Genomic DNA, 18,463 nt, shown 5'->3' on the forward strand with positions numbered 1-18,463 from the left:
CTTAAATTTAGGACTAGCAGCTTTCAGCCGCCCGCTGTATTGGATAGTTAGCCACCATATTCAAAGCTCCAGAGGATGAGACTTTGGCTTCTTATTACTCATGCTCAAGCTTTTTGGGTATTTTGATAACGGGAGGTAACCTCAACCTTCTTGAGTAATGCTCTTAACGCTCCTTGGTTAACTCAAGCCAACACTCTCCTCAAATAACCCATGAAACCTCGCTTAATCATTCTTTGTACAGGCAATTCCTGCCGCAGCCAAATGGCTGAAGGTTTTTTGCGAGAATTAGCCGATGATTTATTTGATGCTCAAAGTGCTGGCATGGACCCTGCTGCAGAGGTTCATCCACTGGCAGTCAAAGTGATGTCAGAAATCGGGATTGATATTTCTGGAAATACCTGCAAACACATCAATGCTTTTTTTGATGAGCCAATTGAGACGGTAATTACCGTCTGCGACCATGCTGATCAGAGTTGCCCGGTCTTACCTGCGTCAACCAAGCGCCATCACTTCAGTTTTCCAGATCCCGCTTCGGCAGTAGGAACTGAAAATGAAAAACTCGTGGTGTTTCGCCAAATTCGGGACGATATCAGTCGTATCTTGTTAGCCTATGTTGCAGGCAGGCGCGACGCTCTGTGAGCTTCGCCCACAAATTCTTAGCCTGGGTATACCAAATATGGTTAAGTTTTCTATGGTCATAGCACAAGCTCTTGCCGATCGCGAAGATTTGCTTATGGCGCTGATCGACCGTGCTGGACGATTTCTATGGGCTAATCAAGCATTTTCTTTGCACAGCAAACAATCGCTTGAGGAAATGATTGGACAAAAGTTCTTTCAAATTCTCTCGCTCAATGCTCAGCACTTGCCACAGAAGACCTATATTCAGGAACAACTGATCAAAGGTGAAAGCTTTAAGTTTGAGTTTGCCTATCAACAGGAAGGACTCCTCACTCAAGCATGGTTGTTGATGGATGGACAGCCTATTTGCGATTCGGAAGGAATTATTAGCCAGTACTCGCTACTTGCAACCGATATTACCCTGCGCAAACAGGCGGAACTGGATCTACAAGAGGCAAAACGTTTGCTCGAACACAGTAATCAGGCTCTAGAAGCGCGGGTTCAACAACGAACCTCGGCACTGGTTCACGAAAAAGAACGGGCAGAACAGGCATTTCAGCAACTTCAGCAGATGCAACTGCAACTCATTCAGAATGAAAAAATGTCGGCTCTGGGCAATCTTGTAGCCGGGATCGCCCATGAGATCAACAATCCAGTAGGTTTTTTAGCAGGTAATCTGCAACCTGCTAGAGATTACGTGCAGGACTTGTTTGGCTTGATTGACTTGTATCAGGAGAAGTATCCTACAACTGATCCAGATATTAGTGCTGAAATGGAGGCAATTGATCTGGACTATTTACGGGAAGATTTGCCAAAACTTATCGGTTCGATGCAGGAGGGGGTAAATCGTCTTAAACATATCAGTACCAGTCTGCGAATTTTCTCGCGAACCGATAGCGATCGCCCCGTTCCTTTCAATATTCACGAAGGTCTTGATAGTACACTCTTAATCCTGAAACATCGTCTGAAGGCGAATGAGAGCCGACCTGACATTGAAGTCATAAAAGAATACGGAGGGCTGCCAACCGTTGAGTGTTACGCTGGGCAACTCAATCAAGTTTTCTTGAATTTACTGGCAAATGCGATTGAGGCATTAGAAGAATCGCAGCAGCAATGCAGCTTTGAAGGGCTTAGAGCTAACCCTCATCGAATTGAAATTCGCACACGGCTCTCGGAAAATGAGCAACAGGTTTTGATTTACATTGCTGATAACGGACCTGGCATGACGGCAGAGGTGCAAGCCTCCATCTTTGATCAATCGTTTACGACCAAAGCAGTTGGTACAGGAACCGGATTGGGATTAGCGATCGCCCGTCAAATTGTTGTGGAGAAACATGGCGGTAACTTGTATTGTTGTTCTCAACCGGGTCAGGGAGCCGAGTTTGTGATTGAACTTCCTACTTCACTGACAGATTTATAAAGCTCCCGCATAACCTTAAGGATGAGTAAAGTTAAGACTTCTGATTTCGTTTCAAGCAGTCCCTAATCACCCGCCGCTGGCAACCTCAAACGCTTATTCAGATAGCCTCTCGCAGTCGGTGTGGATTGGGGTTGTTATGTGGCGATCTCTAGCGAGAATCAAATCTTAATTTCACTTAGAAAGCTGAGTCAGCAAGGCTAACAGGTTCTGAGAAATAGAATCTTCTGCATCAAAATCATATTGAAAGTCTCCATAAATATTATTACACTGCCAACATATCGAGCATTGTCTTTGCGAACTATCCTGGGTGTAAAACCGCAAACCGAATGGTGGAGTATGGCAACGTGCTGGATCTCCTGAAGGTAATTGGCGAAATAAGTCAGCAATTTTCTGTACAGCTTGATCCTCAATACGTTTACGAGGCGCGTTATCAAGGATATTCAGCCCTCCAATAGCACCGCTTCCATCAAGAATCAAAATGTCAATAGTGCTAACTTCAAGCAGTTCTCTAGGGAGTAGGGGAGTAGGTCTTTTCCTGTATAATTCGTGGTCGTCTTGTAGAGAAAACGGATTATTTTTATTCACAGCCCACATCTCCGTTATAGAGAATTCATAGCTTTACTTAAGTTCTAAAATTCATTCCATACCTACACCACTAAATTCAAGCAGTATAACTATTTGTTAAACGGAAGGTTTCTGCCCAAGATCCTAATCTGGGTAATTATGCAGATAGTTTCTGTATAACGCCCCTAGTTAGGTAGACAGGCAGAATATTGCCATATAGTATGCCGTTTGGGGTAAATAGGCAGAATCTTTCCGCACACTTTCTGATTTATGTGGCTGACAGCGATCGCCTCACTCAAAATTGGGTGGGGACAAACGGGGCTGTGGATTACAGTAGTTTTACAGCGAACAAATAATTTGCGACGGATGATTTCCCTATGCCATTTGAGCAGATGTTTATCTCGGCAGCAGCCTTAACCATTGGCTCTATTTGCAGCCGTGTGCTGTGTGAAGGCGGCACACGGTTTGCCAGTTGGGTGCAGGAACAAAGCGAAGATGCCGCACAGATTATTAAAAAAGCGTCGGAGCAATATGCCTGGAACTACGCCAAACGCCACGGCATGATGAAGGTGCTGGGAATGCGAGAACCCGTGCCTTTGGAGTCGGTCTATACAGCAGTGCAATTTTTGGATCGGGAGAGCATTAGCCGATTTGACTCGATTGAAGACCTAGAAAAGGCATTTCGCGAACAGCCCGATCGCCGCTTTCAAAAGAAAGCCAAAAAAATGGATGGGCTGCGGGTTGCCAATGACAAGCAATACCTAATGGTGCTGGGCGGTCCCGGTGCAGGCAAATCGACCTTTTTACGCAAAATGGGCTTGGAAGCACTGAAGGGGAATAGCCTCGAAAATGGCTATGTGCATGAGTGCATCCCGGTGCTAGTTGAGTTGAAGAACTTCGCCTCCAATGAAATTGCCATTGAACAGGCGATCGCCCAAGAGTTTCGCATTTGTGGCATTCCATCGCCAGAGCTTGTCACGACCAAACTGCTGGAAGCCGGCAACCTGTTGATTTTGTTAGATGGGCTAGATGAAGTGCCCACCAAGCAGATGACCAGCGCCATTCAGCAGATTCAAAACTTTGTCGATCAATATGACAAAAATCGCTTTGTAGCATCCTGTCGCCTTGCTGCCTACCGCAACAACTTTTATCGGTTTAGTGATGTGGCAATGGCAGACTTTGACCACGAACAGGTGAAGCAGTTTATTCACCGCTGGTTTCAGTCGGAAGAAGACTTAAAGCTGACTACGGCACAGCGCTGCTGGAATCTGTTGCAGCAGCCAGAATATGTCGCCACTAAGGAACTTGCCCATACGCCTTTACTGCTTACTCTGTTGTGTTTGGTGTTTGACGATTCCCAAACTTTTCCCAAAAATCGAGCGGTGCTGTATGGCGAAGCGCTGGATGTGTTACTGAAAAAGTGGGCATCGGAACGGCGAATTCAGCGCGATCCAATTTATCAAGATCTCAGCATTGCGCTGGAGGAGATCATGCTGGCAGAGATTGCCTTTAAACACTTCGAGGCGAATCGATTGTTTTTTACCAAACGCGAGGTCGTAGACCAAATCCGTACCTTTCTGGCAGAAAACCTGAATGCACCCAAGCATTTAGATGGAGAAGCCGTGCTAGAGGCGATCGCGATTCAGCAGGGCATTCTGGTAGAGCGGGCACAGGAAGTTTACTCGTTTTCTCACCTGACCTTGCAGGAATATCTGGCAGCGCAGTACATTGACGACCACCAACTCACCCAAACCCTGGTGCAAGAACACCTGACTCATGAGCGCTGGCAAGAAGTGTTTTTGCTCGTAGCAGGCGTGATGCGGGGCGGGGCGGATGCTCTGCTGCTGGCAATGGAGGCACAGGCAAACACTTTCATCAACACGCCAAAGTTGAAGGCGTTACTGCAATGGACTGAGGAGGTCACTACAGAATCGACGGGTCGCCTGTCGCCTGCCGCCAAGCGCACGACTGCCTTATTTTTGGCGCTCGTGAATCATCGCGCTCTAAATTTGGCGCGGGTGCTAGATCCTAACCTGGCAAGCACGCTGGAACTAGCGCGCACCCTGGCAAATATTCGCACTTTGGAGTCGGCATACACCGAAGACAATACTCCTGCCCGGTCGGCAATTCCCACTCGTGCGTTGGCGATCGCCCTCACGCGATCGCTGCCGACTCGCTTAATAGGGCAGGCATTCGCCAAAACACTCACCAAAACCTTTACCGATGAACTCGCTAAGCTAGAGCCATTTCACGAAACGACACTACACGAACTGGTGACACAGTTAAGGGCATTGAATCTGCGATCTCCGGATATCCGCCAGTCGGCAACCGTGCTGCAAGAATTTCACACACAAGTGTTCCACACCTGGTTTAGCATCCTCAAACTTGATCCCACCTGGATCAGCCTTTCCACCGAAGAACTGCGAAAACTTGATCGCTATCTCTATGCCAACTGGCTGCTCGTGCGCTGTAAACAGGCGGCAGTCAGGGTTTCGCCCCGCACCTGGGCAGGTATCGAACAACGCCTCTTGCGGATATCGTCCTAGTAAGTGGAGAAGTGTCTGTCTTTAACGAAAACTGTTGTATCGTCAATTGCAATTGTTTCACCACCGTCACCGCAACTCAGCTTTCAAATTTGTAGATAGCAGCCAAACTGCTCTATCCCAAATCATGCGATGCCAAATTTCTAGCTCATCAGATAGTGAAGAGACATTAGGTTCGCGCCTGTCCTCATCAATAGTCCACTCATGAAAAAGTTTTTGCTGATGTCTCCTGATCTCTTTGACGATTTCTTGTACATCTGCTACTTCTGTAGTTGATTTCATTACTGTAATAATCTTGTCTATTTCAAATACCAAATAATCATATTTTTTCCAAAAATCTTTATTTCTTAGATAAGCTTCGCTTTTAATTCTGACACTAAATCTTTTCGTGAATAACAATCCTCTTTTTTCATTGAGTGGCGAATCTCTCTCAATGTTGAAGTTACCTAATCTGACGCGACCAATGATGCGCGCAAAAACAGCGTTGAAATCGTTACCAACCTCTTCAATCAATTGAATTGCTTTTTCCCTGCTCTTTTCTCTTTTTGCTCTACGTTCTGCAAGTAAAGTAAAAAGATAACTTCCAATCAACAAAGATAGCAACGTAATAATTATAGGCTGGCTTAAAAATATCAGTAACTTATTCATTCCTTTTTCTCAGAATACTTTTTCATCTCTTTTCCGCAATTACTTGCAGTTCTGCTATGTCCTCCTCATTCCTACGGGGCAAAACTTCTACATCCAAAACTCGAAAACTAGATTGGATAATCTCTTGCAGAATATCATTAGAATCGCCAACATAACGGGTTGCCAAACCATCATGAATGGTACAGCGCGTTTGCACATCAAAGTAGTTATTCCAGTAGGGTGTTGCTGGAACCTCATTACACATGGTGTTGATTACCAAAATGCCGCTGTGTTTGAGGACTCGATGGGCAGTTCGTAAAAATTGAGCGCGATCACTGCCAATAATGCAGTGAAAACAACGACTATCTAAAGCGATATTAAATGACGCATCGGCAACTTCAGTCAACCTCAACACATCACCCTGCATAAAAGTAACGAGAATGTTTGCTTTAAATGCATTTTCAATCGCCCAAGCAATCGCAGTTGGAGCAATATCAATACCCGTTACGTTGTATCCTGCTTGTGCTAGAAAAATACTGGGATTTCCCGCTCCGCAGCCAAGTTCCAGAAGTTTTCCTTGCTTTGGAAACGCATTTTTCTGAGTCAAAGGTCGCCAACTCAGTTGCCAATATTCAATCATCTCGTCGTATTTGAACCAACCTGCATAATCTGGATCGTTCCGGTTGCGTTGGTAAATACGATCGTGCCCTGGGTAATCCGTTCTCATAGCTTGCTGTCTTTAGAATGAGACTACCTTGAAGCTCTACTAAATCCAAAGTAGGCTAATTGGACAACTGTAACCTTGTGACTAGCGAGTTTATACTAAAAGGCGTTATTGCAACCTTTACCTAAACCAGGCAAGCCAATCTGTTATGTCCATTAGCATTACTCAAATTATTGAATCGGAAGTGAAAGATTTAGGCGGCTTTGAAGTGAGGCGCATTCTACCTCACCGAGATCGCCAGATGGTTGGACCCTTTATTTTTTTCGACCATTTGGGACCGGCTGTCTTTCCACCCGACCACGGGGTTGATGTTAGACCGCATCCCCACATTAATTTAGCAACCGTCACCTATTTATTTGAAGGAATCTTGCTGCACCGCGATAGCTTGAACAGCGTCCAAGAAATCCATCCTGGAGCAGTCAATTGGATGACAGCGGGTCGTGGTATTGTCCATTCTGAGCGCACACCCGCCGATGTTCGAGGGCAGGAAGCAAGGCTACATGGCATTCAAACCTGGGTAGCGCTTCCCCAAGAAGATGAAGAAACCGAGCCTGCATTTTTCCACTATCCAGCCGCCGATTTACCTACCTGGGAAGACAATGGTGTATCTTTCAAGCTAATTGCCGGACAAGCCTATGGCTACACTTCCCCCGTTAACACCTTTTCGCCGATTGTTTATCTGGATGTGCAGCTATCTCCTGGAACACAGTTTACGCTGCCGGATGGCTACAGCGATCGCGCCATTTACAGCGTTACAGACGGTTTAATAGTGGATCATCATCCGCTGGAACAGCATCGGCTAGCAATTTTGGCTACGGATACTCCCATTGAAGTTGCCTCTGAAATAGAAGCGCGCTGCATTATTATTGGGGGTGAACCTTTAGGCGAGCGGCACAAGTGGTGGAACTTTGTTTCTAGCCGACCCGAACGAATTGAACAGGCAAAGCAAGATTGGCAGGCAGATCGATTTGCCAAAGTGCCTCAGGAAACAGAATTCATTCCACTTCCAGAAACTGCCTCTTAGTGTTCAAAAATATTTTGATATTGCAGTAGGTCAAGAGCCGTGATTGTGGATAAACACTGAAAGCAATCCTGTGCTAATTGCCAACGTTCCTCGCGCTTCAGCATGGTAATCAGTTTTTCACGAGCGCTAATCAAGTAGCGAACATCATTTGCAGCATAGCGAAGTTGCTCATCCGATAGGTTTGCCGCATTTCCCCAATCCGAACTTTGAGCGCTTTTGTCCAGTTCCACCTTTTCTAGTTCCATGACCAAATCTTTCAGCCCATGTCTAGGAGCATAAGTACGGGCTAGTTTGCTAGCAATTTTGGTACAAAAAATTGGTTGAACGTGAATGTCAAGATGATGGCGTAGGGTGGCGATGTCAAATCGAGCAAAGTGAAAGATCTTTGTCCCATTGACGGCTTCTAGAAGATGCTTTAGGTTGGGCGCAGCCGTTTGCCCTCGCTGAATGCGAACCACGGTCACCCGATCGCTAGGGTCGCATAGCTGCACTAAGCATAGACGATCGCGCTGAGGGTTTAGACCCATGGTTTCTGTATCCACCGCGATCGCCTCGGCAAGCAAATATTCAGTTAGCTGCTCATCGGTGAGGTCGCGATCGCAAATCTGGAAATCCTGTAGCACCATGGCAATAAAAAATAAGGTACAGACTATAGGGTACAGGCTTTGCCTCCCCCTATAATCTGTACCCCATAATCTGTTTTCTACGCTTAACTCGCCCTTAACTCGCTAAGTATTCACGTACTCGCGCTTTACGACGGCGTAGGTGATCTAAAGCTTGACGTTCTAGTTGGCGAACCCTTTCGCGGCTAATGCTCATACGTTCGCCTACTTTTGCTAGCGATAATTCATGACCATCTTCTAAACCAAACCTTAGAGCAATTACTTCTCTTTGTTGTGGCGTAAGATCAGCCATCAAAGTTGCCAAGTCTTGCCGCAGTGATTCTTGCGCCATGAAAGTTTCAGGTGAAGGACCATCATCTTCCAGCAAATCTTGCAGTTCAGTATCTTGGTTATCGCCCACACGCAAATCTAACGAAACGGGCTGCCGAGACAGAGTCAAGAACTCGCGAATCTGACCAGGTTCTAGCTCTAACGCATCAGCTACCTCCGAAGCGGTGGCTGCCCGCCCTAGCTGTTGAGAAAGTTCGCGCTGAGTTTTCTTGATTTTGTTCAGCTTTTCGGTGATATGAATCGGTAAACGAATCGTACGTGCTTGTTGGGCGATCGCACGAGTGATTGCCTGACGAATCCACCAGTAAGCGTAGGTTGAAAACTTGTAGCCGCGCATCGGATCAAATTTTTCTACGCCGCGTTCTAAACCCATCGTGCCTTCTTGAATCAGATCCAAAAATTCCAGATTACGCTTCTGATACTTCTTGGCGATCGACACCACCAGGCGCAAGTTTGCCTCGATCATCTTTTGCTTGGCTCGACGACCGCGATGCATCAGATCTTTCAGGTCACCCTCGCTCATGTGAGCATGATCTGCCAATTCTTCATCAGTTGGATCATGGCTCAACAACTTAGCAAGTGATTCTTTCTTATCTTGCAGCGCCATCATTTGCTGCACTTGCTTGCCATAAACAATTTCTTGCTCATGGGTCAACATGGGTACACGACCGATCTCATGGAGATAAGTACGAACCATGTCTACCGTGAATGCGGGTTTAGCGGTCTTGGACTTTGCAGTGGCAGTGGTCATTTGTGACAAACACTCCGTAAACAATAAACGGGAAGAACGACTGAAATAAAAGGCTCTTTTCTAAAGGAAGTTATGTGAATAACATCATTAGTAAAAACCTTTTCGGAAAAACTGAACTTTTGAGAAAACTTATTTCACCTATTTAGAAGCTGCGCTCTAAATAAATAATGGAAGAACTAATAGCTGAAGCGGTGAATAATTGACAGGAATAGTAAAAAGCAGTTGATGTACTTAGAATAAGATTTGGGTTGATTAATCCAAAATCATTACGAGTTCACTTTGGAATTCTTATAATGAAAATTATAAGCGCGATGACTGTCTTTTCATTTCCTCCTGTAGGGTGATCTTTTGATATACGGAATACAGAATCAACAGATCTTGAGTGGCTAACCTTTCAACCCTTCAGAAGATGTAATCAAGCTGTAATTTCGAGAGAAATTGTTGTTTCATAACTTCATATTGAATTAATTCTTTAGATTTGAATAGTCTGAAATAAGCGGGATATCCGAATCTGAAAGGGCGGTTTTATAGATATGGGTAGAAAGAACCGAACTAAAAGGCAGATCAAAAGAACTACGAAATTAGTCAGTTTTAAGGAATGCGGCAAAAGCGTATTTGATTACTGTGAGTCCATTAACCGAAGTAGTTGGGCTTGACTATAGTTATATCCAACGGGTTTAGCTGTGATGTGAAGGTTATACGACTGTGGTGTGTCAGTTGGATTGATTAAAAACCTAAATCTGCTCTGGCAGCTTCAGCCGCTTTGAACACAACCGAATCAGGAATTTCATCCCAAGCGGTGTCGCCTACTGCGGCATAGAAGGTTTCATCATAAGCGCGAGTGCGGATAACGACGGGCATGGGAACGGCATGTCCCAAAATGAGTGCCTGTTGTTTGGAGTCCAGTTTTGCCAGTACAGATCGCAGCCCTTGCGCACCAGAAACCCCCGTAAAAATTGCATCAATATCTTTTTCATCATTCAGCAGGGCGGTAATGCGAGTGCCAATTTGAGACATGACTTCGTTATCTATTCCCGAAGGGCGCTGATCCACCACAAGCAAGGTAACAAAGTACTTTCGCATTTCACGGGCGATCGTGCCAAAAATCGTTTGCCCAACTGTTGCTGGATCAAGAAACCGATGGGCTTCTTCGATGGTGATCACCATTTGCTGGGGGCGATCGCTGACGTTTTTTGTCTGCAAAAATCGCTCTGCCTTTTGCACATAAGCATGGTGAATTCGTCGCGCAATCACGTTAGTTGCTAACATGTAGGACAACAAATTTGACTGGGAGCCAAACTCAACCACCACATGTTTTCCAGCTTCCAAAGAGTCCAAAATTTGCCCAACATAGTTGTGTGGACAGGTATTGCGAATATATTTCAGCCCATCCAGTCGTTGCAGTTTGCGTTGCAGTGCCATGATCGAAGACTTGCTGCCCATCTTCGTCTCGCAAAACTCCTGAATTTCTGGGTTGTTCATGGTCAACAACCGCGAAATCCAAGCCTTACCAAATTCATTTCGCAAAATGATGGCATTTTCTAAACTAGCTTCCGACAGATTCAGTTCACCACGCACTAACATCAAGTCTTCGACATCAATCTGGTCGTAGCTAATGTAAAGCTCTTGGGCATCGCGCACCCCACGCCGCTTCGTCGATTCGGGATCAAGCGTGTAGATTTGCACCTGTCCAGGAAACAGCTGCCGCAGGCCTTTTACGGTGCTAAACTGCTTGCCTTCACGGGTTGCTTCCCAGCCGTATTCTGAGTGCATGTCAAAAATCAGGTTTACCGCCGCCTGTTTGCGAATAATACCCGACAGCAACAGCCGCGTTAGGAACGATTTGCCTGTACCCGATTTACCGAATATGCCGTTGCTGCGCTCGACAAAGCGATCGAGATCGATGCAGATTGGCACCTCCATATCGATCGGCTGACCGATCGCAAAGTTTCGCCGATGCGGGTCATCTTCCCAACCAAACACTGCCCGAAAATCCCACTCACTTGCGTCAAATACCTGGCTAAAGTGGCTAGGTATTGTTTTAACGGGCAGCAGTTCAATCGGGGCACTCGATTGAGCCTTGTAGGAGGTTGCTTTTTTGAGTTTTGAATTGCTTTTTTGCTCTTGATCCTTTTCTTGCTCTGATCTTTGTCTGCTGTCTTCTGTCCCCTGAATATCACTAATCATCAACATTGGCGTAAGGTTCACCGTGCCATAGGTGCCTGTGCCAGCTAATACTTCTTGCAAAAAGGTGTTCTCAGGCTCTGGAGGGTTTGCCAAAATGCGGGGACTGCTGGTACCCAGTGCGACATCAGTCAACATGCAAAAGAAGCGCGATCGCCGTCCTTGCACGACTAAAAACTTACCCACCCGCATATCTTCCACCAGCACCTCTGCATGCAGGCGGACTTCTAACCCTTGACTAAGGGAACCCTGAATAACTGAACCAAGGGGATTCTCTGGATTCATGAAGCAATTACCAGATGGTACTCAAGCTGTTATTGAACTGAGCTTAGCTTAAATAGGTTGAAATAATACACCAGTTCCATCTAGATTGGTAGATCTGTTCTACTTAAGATAGCTTATTTAAATACTTAGCTAACACAAACCAAAGAGCTGAGCCGATTGGGTGGCTTTATCGTGTTCTCGAAACCCGTAATCTGGAAAATTTTTTCATCTAGTTTTATACATTTTTAGCCCTCAAGGATGAACTCTTCACAATTTCTGCATGGGTTATTGTAGATGGACTATTTTGGAACTCGGCGAGAAGCAGTAGGGTGATTTATTTTCATCAACCTTAAGGCAATGCCTCATTTACTCTTGAAAACCAAGCATTTTCTTGCAAATAGTCGCAAGCTATCTCAATTTCGCAAGGTTGCTCATTTAGTACTGTCAATAGCAGCTTCGATCTTGGTGCGGGAATCGATTGCGGCTCCCAAGCCTGCCCATGGTGAGGTCGTTGTTCGCCCATTGCAAGGCGAGATCGTGGCTCCTCTTTTACTGCTTGCGTCTGTGCTCCCAACTGCTCTTGCTAGTCAAATCCCACCCTTTTAAGCAATTTAGGCTGGGTAGTTTTGTTGCTTCTGCCCATTGCATGGAGCGCGATTACGCATCCGGTTAGAGCTAGTTATTAGGGCGAACACGAAGTGGAAATTGTGAGCACACCTGTTACCACACACTTACTCAAGATGCATACTTGCCACGGTTGATTGACTCAGTTCAATCTTTTGAGGCTGGAGAGGAATTTGAATTGTAAACTCAGTGCCTTGACCCGGTTTAGATGAACATTCCAAGCTACCGCCATGTTTTTCCACAATAATTTGATAGCTAATCGATAGTCCAAGTCCGGTGCCTTTGCCAACGGGTTTTGTTGTGAAGAAGGGATCAAATAACTGCGATCGCACCGACTCTGACATTCCACCACCATTATCTGCAATCCGAATAGCCACATGGTTACCAACCAGCTCAGTGTGGATCGAAATGCGAGGATTAGAAATCGAAAGTTGAGAGCTAGAGCCTGCTCTAGATGTGAATTTTCTAACGCCAATTCCCTCTCCTAACGCATCAATCGCATTGCTCAAAATATTCATAAATACCTGATTTAGTTGCCCTGCGTAGCACTCCACCAATGGCAATGAATCATAATTTTTAACCACATCAATGACTGGATAATCTGCTGTTCCTTTGAGGCGGTGTTGCAAAATCAGCAGTGTGCTATCGATTCCTTCATGAATATTGACTGACTTCATTTCGGATTGATCATGACGTGAAAAATTTTGCAAAGATAGAACGATTTGGCGAATCCGATCAGCGCCAATTTTCATAGAAGACAAAATTTTTGGCAAGTCTTCTTGAAGGAAATCAAATTCAATTTCTTCAATGCGATCGCGAATCTCCTGGATTGGATTTGGATAGTGCATTTGATACAGTACCACTAGCCCAATCAAATCGCGATTGTAAGTATTAATGTGATTTAAGTTGCCAAAAATAAAATTTACAGGGTTATTAATTTCATGAGCAACCCCCGCAACAAGTTGTCCCAAACTTGACATCTTTTCCGTTTGAATCAGTTGACTTTGTGTATGCTGTAATTCTTGTAGGATTTCTTCTAGCTGCTGCGATCTCTGTCTTAGTGAGGCTTCAGATTTTTGCAAAGCTTCTTGTGCTAGCTTCTGTTCTGTGACATCTAGTACTAGCGATAATGTAGACTCAAGCTCTCCTACCTCATTGGATAGCGCTGAGTTATACCAGGTGCAATAAACAATGTTTTCTGCTTTGGTGTAATTACGATTTTGGCAAAAATTTCGAGGCGTACCTCCGTCAGTCAAACAGGCAATCATTTCTTCTACGATCGCACTATCTTCCTCATAAACAAACTTAAGTTCATCGGGAAGCAATCCAACTGTTTCTTCTGCGCTCCAGCCAAACAACTCTTCTGCCCGTTTCGACCATCCTTGAATACGAAAATCCCGATCCCACTCCACAACTGCCAAAGGCGAATTTTCAACGTGAAACTTTAGGCGTTGATGAATCATTTCTAATTCTTTCTCTGCTTCTTGCCGCTCTAGGATTTCATTTTCTAGTTGTTGGTTTGCTGCTGCCATTTGACCCGGACTTGGCAGTTTTAAAGTTTTGGGAATTAACGATATCAAAACGATCGCCGTACCAATAGAAATGGCAGCGGTCAAAGATTTAATAACGCTAGACAGCCAGTAAGTTGGGTGCCATATCGTCCAAATATTGAGTAGGTGCCCTGTGCCGCAAGCAACAATAAATCCGCCAAACAAGCAAACTACCCAGTCAAATGGAATGTCGCCCCGCTTGCGAACAATGTAGAGCAACACGATTGGAATTGAATAATAAGCTAAAGCGATCAGCCCATCTGAGACCACATTGAGCCAAACGAGTTCAGGTTTCCAAAGGTAGCAATGCCCGTGAGGCACGAAAGACTCTGACAAAAGATTATGTAGTACCGTAGGCATCGCTTCCGTTCCTTTTTGGGCAAAGTAACCTGTAGTGTGCCCGTTAAGATTAGCTAAGTTTGCATGGTGCGAAATTTTGTCCCGGTCTTTTCGCAATTCTGGTGTAGAGCCTACTCTTCATACTGCTTTCTGGGCGATCGCATAATTTTTCAACCTTGATCTGATAGTTCACCAGCCCCCGGCTTTTTGTGTTCTACCAATTTAAGGATGTTTAACGATGTTTGAATCACACGATCAAAGTTCTGTTTTTTCGTCATCAACAGGTAGCAGCACCCCTTCGTTGTCTACTCAAACAGCGGGTTTAGGTTCTACCCATTCAGGGCTTGTAGATCCTCTACAACAACCTGAGTTGATATCAAGTAGTGCATCGTCTAGTAATTTATCGGCAACTACTTCCATTGCGGGAGGAAACACCCTAGCTACCGCAACAAACATCGGCAACCTGGAAGGACGTTGGATCAATAACGGGCAGGTGAGCAGCAGCGATCGCAATGATTATAGCGGTTTTCTGTCGGATGAGGTACGGGCAGAATAATAGAGAGCAAGGGTTTGAGCCTTTAGTTTGTACCTCACAGGAGCCGGAAACGCTATATTTTCGGTTTAACCTGACTGCACTCAGCGATCTAACGATGACGCTCATGGCAGGAGCCAGCGGTGATGCGGATATTTATCTGTATCGCGATAGCAATAGTAATGGAACCATCGACAAAGGAGAAATGCTGCGCTCCTCTATCAATGACGGCAACCAAGAATCTTTGAGCCTCACTGGATTGGCAACTGGAACTTACTATGCGCTGATTAAACAGTACAGCGGCACCACTAATTACACCGTTTCCCTCACCGCTGATGCTGCCGGAGAAACCCTCACCGATGCCCGTAACTTGGGCACTCTCAGCGGCAACCGTACTTTTAAAGACTATGTTGGCACTAGCGCTCTGGATGATTTTTACCGCTTTCAACTCGACAGTGCAAGCAACGTCAATTTCTCGCTCACCAACCTATCTGCCGATGCGGATTTGTATCTAGTGCAGGACTTTAACTTTAACGGGCGAGTGGAGGATGGCGAAGCGATCGCCTGGTCAACCCGGACAGATTCCACCTCGGAAACCATCAGCCTGCAAGGGTTAGCCGCTGGAAGTTACTACCTTAGGGTCAGTCAATATGAGGGTAACACCAACTACACGCTCAACTCTTCAGCAGTGTCGGCTGAGCCTGGCAACACGATTGGCAACGCGGCTGAATTGGGTGTATTGACCGGGCAGCAAGTGATTCGAGATGCAGTCAGCAGAACAGATACGCAAGACTTCTTTAGTCTGCGTCTGTCGGCAACCAGCAACCTGACGCTTGACTTGACTTGACTCTCCACCGATGCGGATCTTTACCTCATTCAAGATCGCAACAACAACGGCCTAGTCGATGCGGGTGAAACCATTGGGCGATCGCTCTTAAATGGAAGCCTCTCCGAAAAAATCAGTTTGAATGCGCTAGCAGCAGGTAATTATTTGGTGGAGGTGGTCTATGAGGGCGCTTTTAGCGGCTCAAACACCTCAACGAACTACACCCTAACGTTGACGGCAGATGCAGCCGGAGATTCCTATGCTACGGCGCGCAATATTGGCATCCTGAATGGCACCCGAAACTTTAGCGATTTTGTGGGGACGACGGATGACATAGACTATTACCGCTTCTATGTGTCAGACAATAGCGATGTGCGGATTGATTTAACCGGGCTGAGCGCCGATGCGGATCTGTATTTGATGCGCGATCGCAATGGCAATGGGCGCTTTGATGAGAGTGATGTGCTGGACTCTTCCGATTTGAGCGGCACCAATTCTGACTCCATCCAATTGAATAATCTAGCGGCAGGCACCTACTTTGTGCGCGTGGAGCAGTGGACGGGTAACACTAACTACAACCTCAGCCTTTCTTCCACAGCAGTGAATGGATTCCAACGTTTGCAGGGAACTTTGGGAGCCGATACCTTTAGAGTCAATCTAGGCACTGGACGCACCATCATCTCTGGCAATGGCAATGTTGATTTTGGCACAGGCTCCCGTGATCTGTTGGATCTATCCAATGTGCTGTCTACTTCGGCTATCCTCAACCGCGCCGGGTTGACTGGGGGTGGGGTTGCTTACGACACTGGCAATGGTGCACGGATGTTTGATGCGATTACCCTGAGCAACGGCAACCAGATTTTATTTGAGGGTATTGAGGAAATTCGGTTTAGCGATCGCACCATTGCCTTGGCGATTATGCCCAACGATCCGCTATTCAATCAGCAAACCAGCCTGCACATGATGGGCGTGCAAACCGCATGGGAGTTCACCACGGGCTCCAACAACGTCTTGGTCGGCATTCAGGATTCTGGTGGCGCAGTCAATCAACTGGGTTTTATCCATAACGATCTGCGATCGCAAAACACCTACCGTAGTACTTCCCCTAATAACTACAGCGATGATTTTTCTGACTCGTCCTACTCTTATGGCACTGCCATCCAAGGGATCATCGCAGCGGCATCCAACAATGGGCAGGGCATCAGCGGCATCAACTGGAACTCACCTATCCAGACTATTGATGTAGCAGGAAATGACTTTGGTGACTTGAGTCTGGTGGATGCCACCCGTGAAATGATTAATTCCGCCAATAATGCAGGGCAGCGTTTAGTGATCAACTTGAGTCTGAATGTAGTCGGTTCATCGGTTTCTGCTCAGTTAGAAGAACTGGTTGCCCAAAATCAAGCCAACGTCCTGTTTGTGATTGCCGCAGGAGACACGAACAGCAGCCAGCTTTCGACCCTGGCATCTCTGGCACAGCGCTACAGTAACGTGGTGGCAGTGGGCGCAGTTTGGGATCGGCAGGATGAAGACGGGATTGCCAGGATTCCTGGTACGCGCATCTCTTACTCCAGCACCGATGGCTCAAACTATGGCACAGGGCTAACGCTGATGGCTCCGGGTGAAGTAGTGACAACGCAGGCAACACAAGCGAATAATGGCACGGTTAACTTTAGCTATGACACCAGCTTTGAAATCACTGAAGCGGCGGCTCCCAATGTGGCAGGCGTGGCATCTCTGGTGTGGAGCGCCAACAGCAGCCTGACGGCGACGCAACTAAAACAGGTCTTGGCAGAAACGGCATATGACCTGTCGGTTCCTGGCTACGATCGCACCACAGGCAGCGGGCTAGTGAATGCAGATGCCGCCATCCGACGGGCGATCGTGCTTTCCATGCCTAGCGCTCAAACCCTAGCGTGGCAACAAGCCATCCCGGTGGTGTAGTTCCATTCCTTCATCATTCTGGGATGAGTCTATTTAGCGCTCATCCCAGTTTTTTGCATCTAGGAAATCGAGCGATCTTATCTAAAACTTTCGGATCTGCAAAGATAACGTTCGCAATCACGACGTAGATATTTTGGCTAAGAACCATTACACTCAAAGTGCATTGCGGTTACTAGGGTTCTTTGGGCACATGACGTACTGTTGTGGCTCTCATAAGCTCTGAAGCAATGGATGGCATACCAAGTATTTTGCGATGTAAACGTAAACCCTCCAAGCTTATTTCAAGATCCGTATTTTCTTGAATTGCTGCACTCAATGGAGAGTCAATACTCAACATAGCAAGTCGTTGATTGTGGTTTTCTCTTACAGATCTCGACAATGCAAAACACTCATCTTTGTGGGTGTCGGGAAATTTATCAAGCATCTTGCGCTCGATTGGAGAAATTACGTTAATAACTGCTTTTCCGAATATGATGCACTCTTCATAAGAGGGTACTTTTCCTTGATGAATAACTTGATTTCTTAATTCAACCATCTTGTTTGAAAGTGAATCTGGAGGATCACCCATCTCCACAAACCAAAGTATGGTAAAAGCACCAAGTTGCCGCTCTGATTGTTTTGATACCGACTTCCAGCATTTTTCGACATCTTGCTGAGAAATAGATTTTGATCGACAAATGACGCGAATTACAAACTCATAAAATCGTTCAAGGGATGCAGCAAAACTAGCGATAGCCTCTCGCAAATATCCATCCAGCAGAGCATTTGAGGCAATCAAAAAAAGAACCTCGTGTTTTGGTGTAAGTAAAACCGTTGTTGATCGGTGTCCTTCAGGGCACTCAAATTCATAAATACCATCATCACGAACAGAGCAGAGACGCGAATATCTCACGAAAGAGGAATTCTCTTCCGAATTATCATGAGAGCAAATGTTACAGCCAATTTCAATTCTCAATCCAAAACTCCAGAGACATAA

16 protein-coding genes are annotated in these 18,463 nt (G+C 45.9%); 8 read left to right on the forward strand and 8 right to left on the reverse strand.

Features of this window, described 5'->3' with window-relative positions:
• Window positions 1-210: 210 nt before the first annotated feature.
• The gene (locus JOY44_RS19720) at window positions 211-639 is read left to right on the forward strand and encodes an arsenate reductase ArsC (RefSeq protein WP_171575262.1); all 429 of its coding nucleotides are present in this window, start codon (window positions 211-213) and stop codon (window positions 637-639) included.
• 37 nt (window positions 640-676) lie between these two features.
• Complete coding sequence (locus tag JOY44_RS32205) at window positions 677-2,038, forward strand: ATP-binding protein (protein ID WP_245404936.1); 1,362 nt, start codon at window positions 677-679, stop codon at window positions 2,036-2,038.
• Window positions 2,039-2,209: 171 nt separating this feature from the next.
• On the opposite strand, the gene JOY44_RS19730 is transcribed toward JOY44_RS32205, so the two are convergent.
• Entirely contained in the window at window positions 2,210-2,623 is a 414-nt protein-coding gene (locus tag JOY44_RS19730; protein WP_171575264.1) for a hypothetical protein, read from the reverse strand.
• A gap of 356 nt (window positions 2,624-2,979) precedes the next feature.
• Here JOY44_RS19730 and JOY44_RS19735 point away from each other — a divergent pair, with 356 nt between their 5' ends.
• Window positions 2,980-5,148 carry an NACHT domain-containing protein gene (locus tag JOY44_RS19735; RefSeq protein ID WP_171575265.1) on the forward strand — a complete coding sequence of 723 codons (2,169 nt, stop codon included), beginning with the start codon at window positions 2,980-2,982 and terminating at the stop codon, window positions 5,146-5,148.
• Between the two features lie 66 nt (window positions 5,149-5,214).
• On the opposite strand, the gene JOY44_RS19740 is transcribed toward JOY44_RS19735, so the two are convergent.
• Window positions 5,215-5,793 (reverse strand): hypothetical protein, encoded by a 579-nt coding sequence (locus JOY44_RS19740; protein ID WP_171575266.1) that lies wholly within the window; start codon window positions 5,791-5,793, stop codon window positions 5,215-5,217.
• A 22-nt stretch (window positions 5,794-5,815) separates the two neighbouring features.
• Window positions 5,816-6,499 (reverse strand): class I SAM-dependent methyltransferase, encoded by a 684-nt coding sequence (locus JOY44_RS19745; RefSeq protein ID WP_171575267.1) that lies wholly within the window; start codon window positions 6,497-6,499, stop codon window positions 5,816-5,818.
• 145 nt (window positions 6,500-6,644) lie between these two features.
• Here JOY44_RS19745 and JOY44_RS19750 point away from each other — a divergent pair, with 145 nt between their 5' ends.
• The gene (locus JOY44_RS19750; RefSeq protein WP_171575268.1) at window positions 6,645-7,520 is read left to right on the forward strand and encodes a pirin family protein; all 876 of its coding nucleotides are present in this window, start codon (window positions 6,645-6,647) and stop codon (window positions 7,518-7,520) included.
• On the opposite strand, the gene JOY44_RS19755 is transcribed toward JOY44_RS19750, so the two are convergent.
• The 3 genes from JOY44_RS19755 to JOY44_RS19765 form a co-directional block, all read right to left on the reverse strand.
• Window positions 7,517-8,146, reverse strand: coding sequence for a ribonuclease H-like domain-containing protein (locus tag JOY44_RS19755; protein ID WP_171575269.1), 630 nt, complete (start codon window positions 8,144-8,146; stop codon window positions 7,517-7,519). The two genes, JOY44_RS19750 and JOY44_RS19755, sit on opposite strands and share 4 nt — an antisense overlap.
• A gap of 94 nt (window positions 8,147-8,240) precedes the next feature.
• On the reverse strand, window positions 8,241-9,224 hold the full coding sequence (locus tag JOY44_RS19760; RefSeq protein WP_171575270.1) for an RNA polymerase sigma factor, RpoD/SigA family: 984 nt from the start codon (window positions 9,222-9,224) through the stop codon (window positions 8,241-8,243).
• A 726-nt stretch (window positions 9,225-9,950) separates the two neighbouring features.
• A complete protein-coding gene (locus JOY44_RS19765; RefSeq protein WP_171575271.1) occupies window positions 9,951-11,693 on the reverse strand; it encodes a helicase HerA domain-containing protein in 1,743 nt (580 codons plus the stop codon).
• A gap of 336 nt (window positions 11,694-12,029) precedes the next feature.
• Between JOY44_RS19765 and JOY44_RS19770 the strand changes: the two genes are divergently transcribed.
• Entirely contained in the window at window positions 12,030-12,278 is a 249-nt protein-coding gene (locus tag JOY44_RS19770; protein WP_203032066.1) for a hypothetical protein, read from the forward strand.
• Between the two features lie 125 nt (window positions 12,279-12,403).
• On the opposite strand, the gene JOY44_RS19775 is transcribed toward JOY44_RS19770, so the two are convergent.
• Window positions 12,404-14,206, reverse strand: coding sequence for an ATP-binding protein (locus JOY44_RS19775; protein WP_171576130.1), 1,803 nt, complete (start codon window positions 14,204-14,206; stop codon window positions 12,404-12,406).
• Window positions 14,207-14,423: 217 nt separating this feature from the next.
• Between JOY44_RS19775 and JOY44_RS19780 the strand changes: the two genes are divergently transcribed.
• The 3 genes from JOY44_RS19780 to JOY44_RS19790 all read left to right on the forward strand — a co-directional run bounded on the left by JOY44_RS19780 (window position 14,424) and on the right by JOY44_RS19790 (window position 17,487).
• Window positions 14,424-14,741, forward strand: a complete 318-nt coding sequence (locus JOY44_RS19780) for a hypothetical protein (RefSeq protein WP_171575272.1) — start codon at window positions 14,424-14,426, stop codon at window positions 14,739-14,741.
• Window positions 14,698-15,564 (forward strand): PPC domain-containing protein, encoded by an 867-nt coding sequence (locus JOY44_RS19785; protein ID WP_203032067.1) that lies wholly within the window; start codon window positions 14,698-14,700, stop codon window positions 15,562-15,564. The genes JOY44_RS19780 and JOY44_RS19785 overlap by 44 nt, the downstream gene beginning before the upstream one ends.
• Before the next feature lie 117 nt (window positions 15,565-15,681).
• Window positions 15,682-17,487 (forward strand): S8 family serine peptidase, encoded by a 1,806-nt coding sequence (locus JOY44_RS19790; protein ID WP_197985593.1) that lies wholly within the window; start codon window positions 15,682-15,684, stop codon window positions 17,485-17,487.
• 172 nt (window positions 17,488-17,659) lie between these two features.
• Here JOY44_RS19790 and JOY44_RS19795 read toward each other — a convergent pair whose 3' ends face one another.
• Entirely contained in the window at window positions 17,660-18,442 is a 783-nt protein-coding gene (locus JOY44_RS19795; protein WP_171575274.1) for a hypothetical protein, read from the reverse strand.
• Window positions 18,443-18,463: the final 21 nt, after the last annotated feature.

Origin of the sequence: Leptolyngbya sp. Cla-17 (genome assembly GCF_016807185.1) — a bacterium.
GTDB lineage: Bacteria > Cyanobacteriota > Cyanobacteriia > Leptolyngbyales > Leptolyngbyaceae > ULC077BIN1.

Bases quoted from the DNA above. Each gene is read 5' to 3' on its own strand.
- JOY44_RS19720 (WP_171575262.1), top strand. From the start codon at position 211: ATGAAACCTCGCTTAATCATTCTTTGTACAGGCAATTCCTGCCGCAGC.
- JOY44_RS32205 (WP_245404936.1), top strand. From the start codon at position 677: ATGGTTAAGTTTTCTATGGTCATAGCACAAGCTCTTGCCGATCGCGAA.
- JOY44_RS19735 (WP_171575265.1), top strand. From the start codon at position 2,980: ATGCCATTTGAGCAGATGTTTATCTCGGCAGCAGCCTTAACCATTGGC.
- JOY44_RS19740 (WP_171575266.1), bottom strand. From the start codon at position 5,793: ATGAATAAGTTACTGATATTTTTAAGCCAGCCTATAATTATTACGTTG.
- JOY44_RS19745 (WP_171575267.1), bottom strand. From the start codon at position 6,499: ATGAGAACGGATTACCCAGGGCACGATCGTATTTACCAACGCAACCGG.
- JOY44_RS19750 (WP_171575268.1), top strand. From the start codon at position 6,645: ATGTCCATTAGCATTACTCAAATTATTGAATCGGAAGTGAAAGATTTA.
- JOY44_RS19755 (WP_171575269.1), bottom strand. From the start codon at position 8,146: ATGGTGCTACAGGATTTCCAGATTTGCGATCGCGACCTCACCGATGAG.
- JOY44_RS19760 (WP_171575270.1), bottom strand. From the start codon at position 9,224: ATGACCACTGCCACTGCAAAGTCCAAGACCGCTAAACCCGCATTCACG.
- JOY44_RS19765 (WP_171575271.1), bottom strand. From the start codon at position 11,693: ATGAATCCAGAGAATCCCCTTGGTTCAGTTATTCAGGGTTCCCTTAGT.
- JOY44_RS19770 (WP_203032066.1), top strand. From the start codon at position 12,030: ATGCCTCATTTACTCTTGAAAACCAAGCATTTTCTTGCAAATAGTCGC.
- JOY44_RS19775 (WP_171576130.1), bottom strand. From the start codon at position 14,206: ATGCCTACGGTACTACATAATCTTTTGTCAGAGTCTTTCGTGCCTCAC.
- JOY44_RS19780 (WP_171575272.1), top strand. From the start codon at position 14,424: ATGTTTGAATCACACGATCAAAGTTCTGTTTTTTCGTCATCAACAGGT.
- JOY44_RS19785 (WP_203032067.1), top strand. From the start codon at position 14,698: ATGATTATAGCGGTTTTCTGTCGGATGAGGTACGGGCAGAATAATAGA.